Genomic DNA, 16,538 nt, shown 5'->3' on the forward strand with positions numbered 1-16,538 from the left:
TCATGATGCTGCGACCACAGGACACCGCCACGCGGGACACGAAATGCCTGTCGGGGATGTGGGACTTCGCCTTCGATCCCGAAGACCGCGGCCAGACCGAACGATGGTTCACCCAGCTGCTGCCCGAACGCACCGAGATGGCAGTACCAGCTTCATACCAGGATCTCTCCACTGACCCCGCCACCCGCGACTACGTTGGCCCGGTCTGGTATCAACGTGAGGTTCGCATTCCGCGTGGCTGGGTCGGGAATCGCGTCGTTGTTCATTTCGAGTCCGCGACCCATGCCGCCACCGTCTGGATCAATGACATCGAGGTCGTCAGCCATGTTGGCGGGTACCTCCCTTTCGAAGTCGACATCACCGACCATGTCCGCGCTGGCAAAAAATGTCGGCTCACGGTTCGTGTCGACAATCGACTGTCCTTCCAGACCATTCCGCCGGGCATTATCGTCGACTCCCCCGAGGGCCCGAAGCAGAAGTATTGGCACGACTTCTTCAATTACGCCGGCATCCACCGCGACGTGTGGCTATGTAGCCGCCCCCAAGTCCACGTTGAGGACGTCACCATCACCACTGATATTGACGGAGGTGACGGAATCGTCACCTGGTCGGTTCTTTCGCACAATGCTGACCTCTTAGCCACTCGGGTGACGATTTTCGACGATGAGGGCAACGTCGTCGCTGACGAAACCGGCGCGAACGCCCAAACCCGCATCCCGTCGGGCCACCTCTGGCAACCCGGCCAGGGCTACCTCTACGAGGCCGAAATCTCCCTGGTCAACGGTGATGAGGTGATTGATGCTTACCGGCAAGCGTTCGGCGTCCGCACTATCCGCGTCGACGGCACTTGCCTGCTAATCAACGGCGAGCCGGTATACCTGACTGGATTCGGCATGCACGAGGATCATCAAACCATCGGCAAGGCCCACAATGACGCCCTCATGCTGCGCGACGCCGCCTGCCTAGAGTGGGTCGGGGCGAACTCACTGCGCACCTCCCATTACCCCTACTCCGAGCACATCCTCGACTACGCCGACCGTCATGGCTTACTCGTGATCGACGAAACTCCTGCTGTTGGCATGAACATGGGCTTGGGTGGCGGCATTTTTGGCACCCAGGGCTATACGACTTTCTCCGCGGAGACCATCAACGACGAGACTCAGAAGGTTCATGCCCAGGTCATCCGCGACCTTATTGACCGAGATAAGAACCACCCCAGCATCATCATCTGGTCGATCGCCAACGAGCCCGAGTCGGAGACCGAAGCGGCCGAGAACTACTTCCGTCCTCTCTTTGATGTCGCCCACGAGGCCGACCCCAGCCGTCCGGTCAGTTTCGTCAACGTCATGCTCGCTCCGTTCGGAAAGTGCCGCGTATCGCAGTACTCCGACATTCTGCTGCTGAACCGCTACTACGGCTGGTACGTCGACACCGGCGACCTGGCCGCCGCCGAGCGTCATTGGCGAGAAGAGATGGCGGGCTGGGCCAGCGAAAACAAGCCGATCATCATCACCGAATACGGCGCTGACACCATGCCCGGTCTGCACCAAATCCCCGCCGAGCCATGGAGCGAGGAGTACCAGGTCGAGGTGCTCAAGATGAATGAGCGGATCTTCGACTCTTTTGACGCCGTCATCGGCGAGCAAATCTGGAATTTCGCGGACTTCGCTACCACAAGTGGCACGATGCGCGTCGGGGGCAACCGCAAGGGTATCTTCACCCGGGATCGCCAACCCAAATCGGCTGCTTTCCACCTGCGCAAGAGGTGGCGCGGCGTCAAGCAGTAGCTTCCGCAAGGAGATCCGGTGGGCGTGAGAGCGAATGCCCTGACGCCCATCCCCGCCCAAGCCGGCTGACCGTCTGGCCACTCCCTCATGGGACCACTCTCTGGCGGGCACAATGGGCTTCATGGTCACTCAAGCTCACATGGATTCCGTGAATCTACGACTGGCGCTCAACGGTCTGTCACTGCCGACGGTCGCGCGCGCTTCCTACATTGACGTTGTCGCCCCAGTCTTAGCCCGACAGCGAGAGCTAAGGAGGGAGCTTCCCGAGCTCCTTTGTCCAGCCGACCGTCGTATCCAGACATTCATCGACCGCTACCTAGGCGAGGACTCCCCGGTCCACCCCCGACTGCCCGAAACCACCTTGACTCTTGACGAGCCCGGTCTCGCTCGTGCACTTTCATTACCCGTCGACGGCGACGATTTCAGTTCCGACCTTGTCTCGAGCTACCGAGTGGCCAATGGAGTACTGCACAACCCGCGTAATGACCGGCGCACCACTGCTGGCGTATTCCATGTCGCCGAGGGCGGGCTGGCTATCCCCGACGACAAGAAGGCCGTCCCGATCGACGTCTTCGCCCGTCTGCTCGACCTTGCCTTCCAGGCCCCGCCCGAGCACACTCTGCTGCCTTACACTTCCACCCAACCGGTCGACCGCCAGGCCCACACCTGGGTTTCTCTGCTGCTGAGGCCCCTGGTGGTGCCCGAAGTGCCTGGCTTCGTCTCCGAGCGCCGCATGGAGATCCGGTTCTTCGCCCCCGGCGGGCTGGTCTCGAACCTGGACTTCGTGGAGGGGATTTTTGGCAACAGCGGTGATCCCCTTCTGCCCGCCAACGACTCGGCCCTCGCCCCGTCGGGTTGGACTGGCCACAGCGGTTGCATCATTCTCGCCCCGCACCTAAACCTTATCCGCAAGGTGGACCTTGATCTGCCCCACATTGACCAGGCGACCGACCGTCAGCGTCGCGACGGGATGTGTTGGTCTGACGAGTCTGAGCTCTACAACGAGGGCAAGCCGTTCAAGCTGTGTGCCCGTGATGAGTCCGGGGTCATCCTCACCATCGTTGCCGACAATTACTTCGGCTACTGCAAGAAGGAGGTCAAAACCCAGATTTCCTACTCAGCTAACTTGTTCGGCCTGGCCGAGGAGGAACATTCCGGCGGCGCTCGCGCCTATATCTCCCACAACGAGGGCCAGGAATATGCCACCCCAGTCTGCGACCAGACAGTTTCCGACATCGTCATGGCCAATCCGGATCATTTCGAGATGCTCAAGGACGGTCAGGCCCGGGTACTCGATATTGACGACGTCATCCTCGTGCCGGGTGGCGCTAAGTTCAGCCTACGTGACGGCACGGTCAGCTGGGACGATGGTGACCACTCCATCCGAATGCGCGCCGACACCGAGTATGTCTCCCCCGCCGGCTATCGGATGCGCATGGTTCACAATGATGCCGACGACCAGTGGTACCTCGAGGGCACCTACGGCGATTCGACGACCTTGCACAAGTGCTGCACGGTCTCCGGTGGTGGAAAGTCGGAGATCTCCAAGGCCATCTCGGACACCTTCCTATGGGGCAATGCCTACTCTCCAGATTTCGAGGCCGACATGGATGCCATCGATGACATCCTGCATCGGGATTTCTCGACGCGGTTCGCCGATCCCGAGCTCAACGGTATCGACCACCGTCCGATCCTCTCGACGGAGCGTTCGGTGGGTTCGGTCATCAAGCTCCTCACCCCGTCCTCGGACTTCACCGACTGGTACAACGATTGGATCAACTCGATTCCGGCCTTCCGCAAGGAGCTGATCTTCACCATCAAGCGCTACTACAAACCGGAATGGGGTGACGACTGGCGCTCCCACTTCAGCGTCGCTCCTACGAACGGTCGGCACGGCAACATGGTCCGACTCGACGGCCAGAAGGTGCTAGTGAGCATGGCGCGCGTGGGGTTCCAGCCCGACGGTGCCTGGCGGCTGTTCACCCTGCGCCACGACTACGCCCCGGCCGTCAAGGTGCAGACCGAAGACGATATGACAGCATCAATCGTCACCTCTCCGGGCATGGTCACCGGCCCTGAAGGCCTGTCACGCAAAGTCGTCGCCAACTGCGAGGCGCTGCTCTTCCAGCGCCCCGACGACGCCATTTACCGCGGGTACGACACTCAGACCGAGCGTGATATGAGCGGGCAAGACTTGTTCATCTCGAACTACCAACCGCTGACTCGCGAGGACGTCAGGGCAATGCGTGACGACGTAGTGGCCTTCTCAAAGTTCACCCCACCGATGCGCACGTTCCTGTCGGACTTCGCCGACTCCGACCCTTCGAAGGAGCCAAAGTTCGTCGTTTCCAGCGCCGATCCTCGTCTCATCGACGGGGTGCGCTCGCGCAATCCGCGCTACCTGCAGGTGCGTCCGGACATCGCCAAACCGCGCGAGACCGCGATCGCCGATCTAGCCAGCCACCTGTACCACGGGTTGCCGATCGACGAACCGCTGCCCCTGCCAGTCGACGTGGTCGCCGCCGGGCGTCGCAACAACCCGCCCGAGGGCAAAATCCCGGCCCTGTGTGCGTACAACCCGTTGCACTATATGGAGCTGCCGGAACTGTTCATGGAGTTCATCTCCTCGATGACTGGCAAGAGTCCTTCGACGACGGGAGCCGGTTCGGAGGGAGCCCTGACGAAGGCACCGTTCAATGCTCTGCCGGCGGTCTTCGACCTCAACTCATCCTTCCTGTCTTTCGTGCTGTCGGGATACGACGGCTGGCTGTCCTCGGCCGGATTCATCGGCCCGAAGGTCGAGGTCGCCCACGACATCTCCCTGCTCGTTCCGGAAATCTTCTGCCGAATGTCACCGACCGAGAGGGACGCCAAGACCCTCATCGAGGGTGGCTACCTGGAGAAGCTGGAGGATTACGACAAGGACGGCGAACTCATTCTTGCCTCCCGTCTGGGTTACCGCATGACGGAGAAGTTCATGCGCACCTACTTCGGGCGCATCTTCTTGCACCCCGACACCGTTTTCACCCCCGAGATGCTGCGTCCGGAATTGCAGGACGCCGACATCTTCGCTGACTCAGTGCGGACGATCTCGACGACTCACGCCCGAGTGGCCAAGGCTTATTTCGACGACGGGACGGTCTCGCTAGCGGTACCGCCCATCCGGGCCTTGCTGGAGATCATGGTCAACGGAGTCTGCTCGGAAGGTTGGACCCTCGACGATCCCGAGTTGCGGCAAATGTTCACCCGCGAGTCAGTGCTCGCCTCTGACTGGTACGCCGAACGCCTCGACGCCAAACAGGCCGAGGCTGTACAGCGCGCCGAGCGAGGAATCGCCCACCTTGAGCAGTTCATGGCTGATCCGCGCAACGCGTCCGCCTGCGAGGAGATCGACGTGCAGGCCCGCCTGGATCAAGTCCGCAGGTTCCATGACCGTGCCGTAACTGCTGAATACCGCCAACAGTTGGTGGGCACTCTCGGTCGGCAGGTTAACTTCCGCTGAGATTGGTCGGCCCCGCGTGATATCACCCGGGGCCGACCAACTGCCCCCAGCTTTCCGTAACGATCCCCCCTGTGACCTATCCGGATCTCTACCTTCTTGTGACATATCCGGACCGGCGGATCCTTGTGACGAAAAATCCCGCCTCGGGTGAGGTCAGAGCACATGAGTGCCTCGACCTTCACCAAGGCGGGACTTTTCGCACCCCACGTCACCCGATTTTCCTGTTGTCGGACATGCGAGGCAGCACTATGGGGGTGTGGACGTCGTTGATCTCGCTGCAGCCGGTTTCGATGAGTGGGTCTGTGTCGAAAATCATCGGCCGGGCGACACTCCCGCTGATTCCTGGCTTCCAGCAATTCAGCTCATCGCTCCCGGAACCCTCTTCCGCCGTGTCGACCACACCCACGAGGCTCTCCTGGCCCAACGCCATGCGGGGAAAGCGGGCCATGGTCACGCGGTCCCTGCCGCGGATGGCCCGGTCGCCCGTCGTGTCGCACTATCGGCAACCCAACTTGGAATCGTCGCCAGGCTAGTGGTCCCGGTCGTCGCGGCCCGGACCCTCAGAATCGATGTCAATATTCCCCGGCTCGCGGACCTCTGGTTCCGTGATGTGCTTTCTGCTCCGGTGCCCGTGTCCGTGGCTTGGCAGCCAGGACCAGCGATAATCACCGGTTCAGCAGTTGAAGAGATCACTAATGCCTTTATCGGCGCCGGGCTGAGCAAAATTGTCGCCTGGGACAACCTGGCTTCAGCGGTGAGCACCTCGGTCATCATGGTGACTCGCTGTCGCCCAGACTTACGTTGGACAGCCATCGATGCCGCCACAGAAATATTGGCCATGGTCGACCCACGCCCCGGTATCACTGCCGGACGGGCCTTCCACCGCCGCAGCTGCCGCCTCTACTACCAGGTCAGTGGCTCTCGTAAAGCCTGCTGCCGGGATTGCGTACTGGTCTGAACCATGGGCGCCGGGTCGTCGTGCTCATGACACGTTGAATCCGTCGACCACCGCAATCGTCCGACATCAGCTGGGGCTAAACCGTTGCCGCGCAGCCACCCGAACCAGCGTTCCGTCCAGCTCTTTTCCGCTTTAACTGACCGCCGCAGATCTAATCTCATGCGGCGAATTGGTCCGGCGCTCATGGGGTCAACCTCTTGAAATCCCCACGACTCCAACCAGGTGACGGGGGCGACACGAGGATCGGTGCACGGCCCAATAACGCCACCGGCTTCTATGACTGGTACGGATCCGTGTAGGCGGGCCGCGAGGAAAGAGGTGCGCACTCGCCCCCACGAAGCGTCGCTCCGATGAGGAAGAAGGCCCACCAGAACCGCTCCTCCAGGTGTGCGGGGAATTTTCGACATCGGATGGTCTGGCGGGAGACAGGTTTCGGGAGCAACGAGCAGAATGCCCTCGATCTCGTCCCCGTGACGACTTGCGACCCCATAGAATCCCCACCGCTGGCAAGCTTCATCAGCCCACGCTGGCAGAGCCTTATCAGGATCAATTTTCCATGGGCGCAGCTGGGTGGCGGCTCCCAGAATCCGGGTGTCCTCCCGTTTCAGCGTCGTCAAATGTCTGACTCGCATAATGTCTCCTCCCGATGCGCCTTGCAGCGGGTCGACGACGGCTCTCACCGCGCCCCCTGTGACGCCCGATGGGTGAAATAGACCACACCTGGGTGAGTGTCATTCTAGGTTTCCGGGTGTCCGGTACGGCACAGTGGGAGGGTGAGCAGCAAAGACCACATCACCAGGCAACCCGTCCCTGCGACCGATGACGGGCACGCTGATGCCGCTGCTGCTGTTCCCGAAGCCGGTAAAACCACCACCAACCACCGAGTAGACACCACCTTTGACAAGTTCCACGGTCGGTATTCCACCCGCTCTCTAGGGTTGAAAACCTCTCCCGTGCGCGCCTTGTTCGCGGTAGCGAATCGGCCCGAGGTAGTTTCCTTGGCCGGTGGCATGCCTAATATTGCTGATCTTCCTCTTGACGTCGTTAGTGAGTCGCTGACAGAGCTTGTCGATACGCGTGGCGCCGTCGTCATGCAGTACGGATCGGGGCAGGGCGAACCCGAGATTCGCGAGCACATCTGTGAGGTAATGGCCGTCGAGGGGCTGGTCGCAGATCCTGACGACGTCACTGTCACGTGTGGTTCTCAGCAGGGCTTAGACCTCGTCACGCGCATTTTTTGCGACCCAGGCGATGTCATCATGGCCGAGTCGCCGGCTTATGTCGGGGCGCTTAATACGTTCGCTTCGTACCAGACTGAGGTCATCCACGTTGACATGGACGACAGTGGGCTGGTTCCGGAGTCCCTGCGTGAGAAAGTGACTGTGGCGCGCCAGGACGGCAGGTCGGTGAAATTCCTCTACACGGTTCCCAACCACTCAAACCCGTCGGGAATCTCGCAATCCACCGAGCGTCGCCGGGAGATCTTGGCGGTGGCTAACGAGCTGGATCTGTTGGTGGTTGAGGACAACCCGTACGGACTACTCAACCTCGATGGGGACCCACTACCGACGTTGAAGTCGATGGATCCCGACAACGTCGTGTACCTGGGGTCCTTCTCCAAGACGTTCGCGCCAGGCTTCCGCGTCGGTTGGGTGCTGTCGCCGCCTTTCGTACGCGACAAGCTAGTTCTTGCCCAAGAGTCCGCGACCCTATGCCCGCCGGTCTTTTCCCAGTTCGCGGTTTCGAGCTACCTGGCCCATTGGGATTGGCGTGCTCAGGTGGACAGCTTTATCAATATGTACCGCACTCGCCGTGACACCATGCTGGCTTCGTTGGCCGAAACAATGCCCGAAGGGACAACATGGTCCCGTCCGTCTGGCGGGTTTTTTGTCTGGCTGACGATGCCGGGAACGATTGATTCTGCTGCCATGCTTCCCCGAGCTGTAACGAAGCTCGTCGCCTATACTCCAGGGACGGCGTTCTATGCGGATGGCCGTGGCCAGCGCAATATTCGCCTGTCGTTCTGTTATCCAACTCCCGAACGCATCAAGATCGGTGTTGAGCGGCTGGCCGGTGTGGTGCGCGAGGAGTTGGATATTGCTGAGACGTTCGAGTTGACTGACGAACGGCGTCATTCCCGTGATCTAGGGCCAGGTCCGAACTTGGCGTGATCCCAGCAACGGGTCAAGCCTGACAGCGGTAGAGCTCCGACCTACCTTCTATCGATATATCGTTATGTCGACTTAGTTATATATGTCAGACGGATTTTCGGGACCAACTTTGGACTCGGTTCGTAGCAGTTCTACCACAGGATTGTCGTTTGCTAGTCGCTTTGATGACGAGCGTAGCCGGGGACCTAATGGGTACCGAGCTCACTCTGCCCCAATCGCACTCCTAGCAAACGTTCGCACAGGATGCCCCAATTCGTTGCCATCATCTGTCCCCGTTTATAAATACCGGGAGGTCGGGCATGTCGTCATCGTCCGGACGCTGGTTGAATAGGGGCATGTTGCAACCAGTCGTCGTCCTCGCCGGAAGACTCAGCCACCAGCGCGACATTTCCCTGAAGTCTGGTCGCACCGTCGCACAGGCGCTGCGGCGGGTCGGACACGAAGTCGTCGAAGCCGATGTCGATTCTGCACTCATTGAGACTCTGCGTGCTAATGACAGTGCCGTCGTGTTTCCTATGTTGCACGGCGGACTTGGCGAAAATGGTGCCCTGCTTGAGGTACTTCAACTCATGGGCATCCCATATGTGGGCTCTGGACCGGCAACCTGCCGTATCTCCTTCGATAAGTCCATCGCGTCCCGCGCTGTGGCTGCAGCTGGGGTTGCTACACCACAGCAGGTCGCGCTGCCCCATGACATCTTCCGTGAACTCGGCGCTCGGACGGTCATTCGCTCGATTACCGAGAGTTTTGGCCTTCCAGTCATCGTCAAGCCAGCACGCGGAGGCTCGAGCCTCGGTGTCACAAAGATTGACGACATCGACGATTTTCCTCAGGCCATTGCGAATGCCTACGCTTATGACGACATGGTTGTGGTCGAGGAGTTCATTGCGGGCACTGAGCTCGCAATAGGAATGATTACGACTTCAGAGGGCACGCGTGTACTGCCAGCCGTCGAGGTTCGCCCTGTCGGCGGCGTTTACGACTATTCGGCGATGTATACCGGCGGTGAGACGCGACTAACGGCTCCAGCAGACATTAGCGATGAGGTTGCCCAGGCGGCGGACGAAATGGTCCGAGTCGTGCAGAAGGAGCTCTACTTCTCCGGGATATCCCGCGTCGATGCGATCGTGGACGAGTCCGGTCGTCCTGTCTTCTTGGAGGCTGGTGCCGCTCCAGGCATGACAGCTACCTCTCTTGTGCCCGTGGCCATGAAAGCTGCCGGACTAGACCTTGGCGAGGTGTGCTCCCAACTAGTTGACGACGTCGCTCGCAACCATGGCTAGCGGTTCACCCACTGAAGGTTCCCACTCCGCTGTGCGCATCAAGCAGGTATTTATCATCCTGTTCGGCGTCATTCTTGCCGGAGTCATGGTCTTCCTCGGACTGTGGCAGATGAACGTTTTTGAGTCCCAACAAGATAACTCAACGCAAGCGCGTATCAGCGAGCCAGTAATCACTTGGAGCGAGGCACCCAAGAAGGCCGATGTCATGGGCCAGTACGGACGCCGGGTGACAGTGACGGGCACTTTCGAACCATCGACCACAACCTTGATCGGTACATCGTGGCCAGTACGTGTCGTAGAGGGAGTCAGGCTGGCATCTGGAGAAACGCTCGCCGTGGTTCGCGGCGAGCTCTCGGAAGGTAAGAAGGTCCCGACTGAGCCCTCTGGCTCCGTGACACTGACAGGTGTGCTCGCAGCCTCTGAGACTGATGATGGTCACCGAAATCCACAGATGCCAGCGGCCGTGCTCCCCTCCCTCCGGCTGGAAGTGTTGACTCAAACGTGGCCCCAGCCCTTGGTGCCAGCAACCCTGACTCTCGATAACAAGGATGCACACACTCAGGGCCTTGCGCCTGGGCAACCGGTGCTCCCGAAGGGTGACGGTGGCGAACGTAATCGCGGCTACGCATTGCAGTGGTGGGTCTTCGCGATTTTCACCGTTGCCATGTCTCTCGCCTTCGCCCGGGCAGCAGGTAAGCATCAAAAATGACGAGTTACTCGATGCAATCTCCGTTGACCTGCATCAGTACTCTGTTTCACGTGAAACACAACGACGACGTGACTAGCGATGATTTCTACACGATGCCTCACAGTGTCTCTGACGACACTCATGCTGGCGACAAGACCTACAGTCGCTCAGCGGACTCCCGCCACGGTGCGAGTGCCACCGAGACCGATGAGGAGCCTTGGATCGAGCCTGATGACATCCCAGGGATTCGTAAAGCCCTGCTCTGTTACCGCGTCATGGCGTACCTTGTGGGAACACTCTTGATTGTCCTCGTGTGTGTGGCGATGCCACTCAAATACGCGGCGGGCCAGCCGACCATGGTCAACGTGGTTGGAATATCGCACGGATGGCTTTACCCCGTGCTGCTCATCACTGCCTACTTACTGGGACGCAAGGCCGGCTGGCCGCTGACGCGCCTGCTGATCATCGCCTTAGCCGGAACAGTTCCGTTTTTGTCCTTCGTCGCGGAGTACTTCGCTCGGAAAGATGTCGACCGTCGTATTGAAGACGCAAGAGACTACTGGGCCCATCACGGCGCACCAGCTGAGTGACGAGATTGCTTGCACCTTACTTCATTGTCGTGCTTGAGGCAGCTTCTCATCCCTGCGGACCGTTTTCGCAAAGCCCCGCGCTCACGCAACTCAGCACCCCTCGTACGCCAGTGTCGTTGCGAGCTATCCCTGCCCTGTAATGACGCCCTCGCGGCGTGGTCGATGACCACCAGACGGACCGTAACAGAGGCTCGATGTGACGCGTTTGACTGCCCATCCCGCCCTAGCCAAGGGCCGTTAGCTTCACGCCTAATCAGTATGACAATATGTCGATAAGTCGTTCTAGCTCTTCATCGTCATTGAAAGGGAAGGTTATAGTTCCCCTGCCGTTACGGCGCTGCACCTTGACTGCAGTACGGAACCGCTGAGAAAGCCGTTCTCCTAGTTGTACGGCCTCAGTATCCCTACCGGGCTTTTTACGATGATGCGGCTTAACCTCTGTTGTGTCGTCCAGGGTCTGTCGCACCAGTTCTTCAGTCGCACGGACAGACAGGCCTTCATCTATGACGCGGTTCGCTGTACTGACTTGCACGTCAGGCTCATCGATAGCCAAAAGGCATCTAGCATGGCCAGCGGTGATCTCACCGTTCAGAAGCCGCTTCTGCACACCGGCGCTAAGTTTGAGCAAACGAATGGTGTTCGCAATCTGTGATCGGGAACGCTGGACCTTCTCAGAGAGCTCATCTTGAGTGCACCCAAAATCGTTGAGCATCTGTTCGTAGGCAGCTGCCTCTTCGAGCGGGTTCAACTGCACGCGATGGAGGTTTTCGAGCAACGCATCCCGCAGCATGTCCTCGTTCGCCGTCGTACGCACGATCGCAGGAATCGTTGCTAGGCCAGCTTTGCGAGCAGCACGCCACCGACGCTCGCCCATAACGAGCTCATATTCGCCATCGACTGGGGTCACAACCACGGGCTGCAGGACTCCCACCGTCCGAATGGACTCGGATAGTTCAGTCAGTTCGTCTTCGTCAAACACTTTACGTGGCTGATGAGCATTCGGACGGACCTTATTGACGGAGATGTCCTCGAATCTCGAGCCTCCGACGGGTTTCTCTATCGCTTCGTCACCATTACTAACCTCATCAATGGGTCCGTCATCATCGAGGTCCGTGCGTTGGAAAAGTTCCCCGAATCCCCGCCCCAAACCGCTGTGCTTTGCTGCCACTGTCATCCCTCCTTGGTGTCAGACGCATCATGGTGCTCCACAACGCTGGTCTCTGTACTGTGATCGTCTCCCGCATGCCGCCTCGCAAACTCGGCAGCAGCTTCACGGTATGCAACAGCTCCGGCTGATGTCGGCTCATAGGTCAAGACGCTACGGCTGTAGCTTGGCGCTTCAGAGACTCGGACAGAGCGCGGTATGCGCGTCATCATCGTCTCACGTGCAAAGTGGGTGCGAACCTCTTCATCCACCTGGGTAGAAAGTCGTGTTCGGCCATCGAACATGGTCATCAGGATCGACCCCAGGCGGAGTCCCTTGTTCATCGCATGCCGAACGGCTTCAATCGTGCGCATGAGCTGCGTGACGCCTTCCAGGGCGTAGTACTCACATTGAATTGGCAGCAACACTTCGTCTGCAGCCACTAAAGCGTTGAGAGTCAAGAGCCCTAGCGAGGGGGGACAGTCCAGAATCACATAGTCCACGTCATGAGTCTTCAAATACTTCCGCAACGCCTTCCTCAGACGGCGTTCACGCCCCTTCACGTCGACAAGTTGGAGCTCAGCGCCAGACAGGTCGATCGTAGCTGGGACTACTTCAAGGCCAGGGGCTTCCGGACTTGACTTAGCTACAAGGCCGATATCCTCCTCATCGAGAAGAATCTCGTACGTTCCCGGTGTCCCCGCTTCATGGTCGATTCCCAGTGCCGTCGAAGCGTTACCCTGTGGATCGGTGTCGATTACGAGCACCCTAAGTCCACTCATAGCCAGCGCCACTGCGAAGTTGACTGCAGTTGTGGTCTTGCCAACACCGCCCTTCTGGTTGGCCACCACAACGGTTCTCGGGGAGGTGGGACGGGGGAGAGTCACGGGCACGGTTGGTGTTATCGAGTCATCGACACTGTCACTGGACGAATCGGCCAACTCAGGCATATCGGGACTATCAAATGCCGCCCGCTTGGGCGCTCCGTCATAGATGGGGACCTCGTTGGTCATGCGCATCCTTTCAGTCGCGAGCGGTGTACTGTTTCACGTGAAACACTGACGTCTGATCACTCTACCGGCCATGTCCGTCAGAGTCAGGGCCATGTCTAAAGCTGTGGATAACCCTCGATGTTGGCCACAGCAGCCTGTGGATAACCGCCTTCCTCCGGTGGAAAACCACGCCCTTCCACCTTTACTGGGGCCGATCCCGCGTCACCCTGGCATCCGTCCCATCGACCCTGTTTGCCTCTGACTCCGCCACGTCCCCCTATCTCCGGCTGAGCATCTAACCTCCTGTGAGCTCTCGCTCCCAGCCGCAAATGACTCGATCAAACACGCTAAGCAATAGCACGCTGACGCGGCCTCGGCGTTTCAGAACGCACCACCGATCGTTCTGATCACCACGGTGGAAAACCCCGGACCCAATTCCACCAGGTCTACCTCACCAAGCCACCGTCATCCTAGAACCATCTGACCTAACGTACCGTCGGGTATCCCTATCCCTCACTGGATGAAGTTAAGTGCCATGGAAGGCACTCAACTCGCACTTGAAACTGAGCTGGTTCCTAGATCTGGACATGCCTAGCCTCCCGTGACCAGTTGCACCCCCACTTTCATGCCACTAGCACGTATCCCTGTGTTGCCGCGATCATGAGGGTGAAACCGTTCGAGCTCAGATTGGCTCCTCAAAGTAGCAGCCTCGCCATCAGCTAGCAGCAGCTGAGGTCGGTCGCGACTCGCGTCACGCTAGTCGACATGCCCTTATTTGCGCTACCACCTGACTACTGCCGCACGCTGACTTGAAAGTAGTGATCAGATCATCCTGTACTCCCGCCGAGGGGCCTGCCACCCTACTTGCGCGTCATCTCGAAAAGCATGAGCCAGTCACCCCCTCACTCGGTCTATAACTGGCACGCAGCCGTTGAGCAGTCGTCATGCGTCGCAGTCGGCCACCGGATAACTCCTACTTCCACGGCGCCAACATCGACACTCAGCGTGATGTTTCACGTGAAACACCGCGCCACGCTATGCGGGGTTGGCTATCCCCTCCTTGCTACCAGGACGATCGTCCCCCCGGTCACCGTAGATGAACCTTGTGCTCGCACACCGCTGTTCTTAGCACTGTCGCCTAGCACTAATAAGAGCGCGCTACTGGCCTATTCACGGTGCTCGCACCGCCTAGCGCGACCCGTGCCTTCAGGCAGCCCATACGACCCAAAATCACTTATCACGGAGCCAGCGCCAATATCAGCCCTCTTGGCCCGTTAGGTAGGGAGTTAACTAAGTTCGTTTCTTACAAGCACCGATACACACGGTCTTCAGCCCAGCGCCGGGCTCACCACGTTACCTGGCATGAGCTAGCGCCGCCTCCGCTCCGTATCTCGGCGGCATCCAACTCAGCTCCGACCTGCAATCATCAGCCGACACTGCAGATCAGCCGTCACCATCCGACGCCGACGACGAAACCTCACCCTTTCTTAGCCGCGCGGCGAACACGGACTGCCCGCGTCACCTCAGATGCCGGATCAGCTCGGACTAGCAGTACTTCGGCAGTCAGGCCCCGCGTCGAAAGCTCCTTCTTAGCCTTGGCAACTTCTTCCTCTGCCGATTGCCCCTTCAAAGCCAGAAGACTGCCCGAATCCACAATCAGGCCGGCCGTCCAACCAATCAAGGTAGCTAGCTTCGCCACGGCACGCGACACAACGACGTCAACGTCCAAACCGGCATCCTCGGCACGACCCCGAACGACCGTGACCCTATCACCCAGGGCTAACTCGTCAACTGCTTCAACCAGAAAATTCGAGCGGCGCAGCATTGGTTCAATGAGGGTCATCTCAAGGTCGGGTCGCAGGATCGCTAAAGGAATACCCGGCAACCCAGCTCCACTACCAACATCGGCAACACGGCAGCCCTCAGGTATCAAGCTCTCAAGGGCAGCACTGTTTAGGATATGGCGCTCCCACAGCCTGCTAATCTCACGAGGCCCTATTAGCCCCCACTCGACTCCGCGAGATGCCAATATATCGACATATCGTCTAATCGTCTTGTAGTTATCTCGGTAAAGCCTCTCAGCTATGGCATCGTCACTCACCAAGGTCATGCCAAATATCCTGCCATGTTTGCCAACATCTCATTCCGTCATTCCTACCAGGATTAACCCTGAACCACAGACAGCTAGCGGCCCCATCGCGCTGCCCTTGCAACCCCAGTAGGGCCAAGATTGCTATGTTGCGTCCCGTCTGGGACAGCCCAGCATCAGCCTCGACAGCCCCGATCGCCTCCCAGACCTCTGATCTTCCGCATTGCACCGGACTCTCACAGACTGACCATCACAACCCGGCACATAGGCCCTGGTATCGTCACGCAGTCTTCCGAACATCCGACAGACGTTAAGCGGCAATTGTGCCAACGCAAAGGGCACCACGATGCACGTGATACGTCTCACTCAAGGGGACGGGGTCAAAATGAGTGCAAGACACTCGCGGGACTTTTTTGCCCAGCGACGGGTGCCAGACTCGTGTCTCTGTCAGACCAAGGCCGCATTACTCAGTTCCCCGCGACTAGTCATACGAGTACATCGGACGCACAACCAGGCCTCGCACCAGCCAGAAAGGGACATTTTCCGAACTCATCAGCATGATCACAGTTCGGGAACCTCATTGTTGCCCATGATCACAGGACATCACCAGCTCCAGACCCGCTTAGCACCAACGCCGTCCTACATCTTCGCGGCGCCCCGAACGTACACATGCGGTTCGGCATTACTAACGACGGGAGGGAGAAACAATGGTTCACTCTGATCCACCCACATGCGGGGAAAGGTATGCAGATACTGCACCGCCGCATCCAACCCCGGCCTCAACAGCGACACTAGCTCCGACTTGCCACCCCTGCGGCTCCAGTTCGAACTTACGGATCCACAACCAGAGATACGAACCCGAGCCGCAGAATCCCCATCCACGTGAGGGACGGTGCGGTGGATGGATCCGCAATGGCATGAACTCCCGGGACCGTCGCCTCACCGTCAGATATCTTTCACACCAGTGATACCAGCGGTATTCAACTAATTGCACAGGAGGGAATTTCAGCGAAGTTGTCCTGCGGCAACCTTCCCCTGATTCCACAACGCTCGTGAAAAGCTAGCCTCGTCTTCTCGCCGTCTCAGCAATGACGTCGTCCTGCTATGAATACAAGGGGCTCAAGTTACTATCAAGTTCAACGCACCCACGACGGTAACCTTCATGCCACAGGAGGTGGGGCGCCTTGATTGACCGAACCCGATGTCACCACGCCCCAACACACAAGACAGTAGGCCAGAGCACACATCTATTAGTCCGCTGAGCAGTCCCCACTACTAACTTCTCGACATCGAGACCCTTCACACGATGCGGATCTAGTTAGACCGCACTCTCG

General features: G+C 59.0%; 11 protein-coding genes. 7 read left to right on the forward strand and 4 right to left on the reverse strand.

Annotated features, from left to right (window positions below):
* Positions 1-2 precede the first annotated feature (2 nt).
* The 3 genes from uidA (at position 3) to A5483_RS00285 (ending at position 6,247) form a co-directional block, all read left to right on the forward strand.
* Positions 3-1,787 (forward strand): beta-glucuronidase, encoded by a 1,785-nt coding sequence (uidA, locus tag A5483_RS00275; RefSeq protein WP_063810644.1) that lies wholly within the window; start codon positions 3-5, stop codon positions 1,785-1,787.
* Positions 1,788-1,908: 121 nt separating this feature from the next.
* Positions 1,909-5,289: a PPi-type phosphoenolpyruvate carboxykinase family protein gene (locus A5483_RS00280; protein ID WP_063810923.1), complete on the forward strand. Its 3,381-nt coding sequence runs from the start codon at positions 1,909-1,911 to the stop codon at positions 5,287-5,289.
* A 256-nt stretch (positions 5,290-5,545) separates the two neighbouring features.
* On the forward strand, positions 5,546-6,247 hold the full coding sequence (locus A5483_RS00285; RefSeq protein ID WP_063810645.1) for a hypothetical protein: 702 nt from the start codon (positions 5,546-5,548) through the stop codon (positions 6,245-6,247).
* Here the strand turns inward: A5483_RS00285 and A5483_RS10965 are convergent.
* Positions 6,193-6,879 carry a hypothetical protein gene (locus A5483_RS10965; protein WP_082863945.1) on the reverse strand — a complete coding sequence of 229 codons (687 nt, stop codon included), beginning with the start codon at positions 6,877-6,879 and terminating at the stop codon, positions 6,193-6,195. The two genes, A5483_RS00285 and A5483_RS10965, sit on opposite strands and share 55 nt — an antisense overlap.
* Before the next feature lie 159 nt (positions 6,880-7,038).
* On the opposite strand from A5483_RS10965, the gene A5483_RS00290 reads away from it, so the two are divergent.
* The 4 genes from A5483_RS00290 (at position 7,039) to A5483_RS00305 (ending at position 10,979) form a co-directional block, all read left to right on the forward strand.
* Positions 7,039-8,418: an aminotransferase-like domain-containing protein gene (locus tag A5483_RS00290; RefSeq protein ID WP_417033714.1), complete on the forward strand. Its 1,380-nt coding sequence runs from the start codon at positions 7,039-7,041 to the stop codon at positions 8,416-8,418.
* Positions 8,419-8,753: 335 nt separating this feature from the next.
* Complete coding sequence (locus tag A5483_RS00295; protein WP_082863946.1) at positions 8,754-9,701, forward strand: D-alanine--D-alanine ligase family protein; 948 nt, start codon at positions 8,754-8,756, stop codon at positions 9,699-9,701.
* Positions 9,694-10,410: an SURF1 family protein gene (locus A5483_RS00300; protein WP_063810646.1), complete on the forward strand. Its 717-nt coding sequence runs from the start codon at positions 9,694-9,696 to the stop codon at positions 10,408-10,410. Before A5483_RS00295 ends, A5483_RS00300 begins: the two co-directional genes overlap by 8 nt.
* A gap of 11 nt (positions 10,411-10,421) precedes the next feature.
* A complete protein-coding gene (locus A5483_RS00305) occupies positions 10,422-10,979 on the forward strand; it encodes a DUF3817 domain-containing protein (RefSeq protein WP_108773307.1) in 558 nt (185 codons plus the stop codon).
* 253 nt (positions 10,980-11,232) lie between these two features.
* On the opposite strand, the gene A5483_RS00310 is transcribed toward A5483_RS00305, so the two are convergent.
* The 3 genes from A5483_RS00310 to rsmG all read right to left on the reverse strand — a co-directional run bounded on the left by A5483_RS00310 (position 11,233) and on the right by rsmG (position 15,234).
* Positions 11,233-12,153 carry a ParB/RepB/Spo0J family partition protein gene (locus tag A5483_RS00310; protein ID WP_063810649.1) on the reverse strand — a complete coding sequence of 307 codons (921 nt, stop codon included), beginning with the start codon at positions 12,151-12,153 and terminating at the stop codon, positions 11,233-11,235.
* Positions 12,150-13,142 carry a ParA family protein gene (locus tag A5483_RS00315; protein WP_042843035.1) on the reverse strand — a complete coding sequence of 331 codons (993 nt, stop codon included), beginning with the start codon at positions 13,140-13,142 and terminating at the stop codon, positions 12,150-12,152. The genes A5483_RS00310 and A5483_RS00315 overlap by 4 nt, the downstream gene beginning before the upstream one ends.
* A 1,450-nt stretch (positions 13,143-14,592) precedes the next feature.
* Positions 14,593-15,234: a 16S rRNA (guanine(527)-N(7))-methyltransferase RsmG gene (gene rsmG / locus A5483_RS00320; RefSeq protein ID WP_042843037.1), complete on the reverse strand. Its 642-nt coding sequence runs from the start codon at positions 15,232-15,234 to the stop codon at positions 14,593-14,595.
* Positions 15,235-16,538: the final 1,304 nt, after the last annotated feature.

The sequence above is a fragment of the Cutibacterium namnetense genome (assembly GCF_001642025.1).
GTDB lineage: Bacteria > Actinomycetota > Actinomycetes > Propionibacteriales > Propionibacteriaceae > Cutibacterium > Cutibacterium namnetense.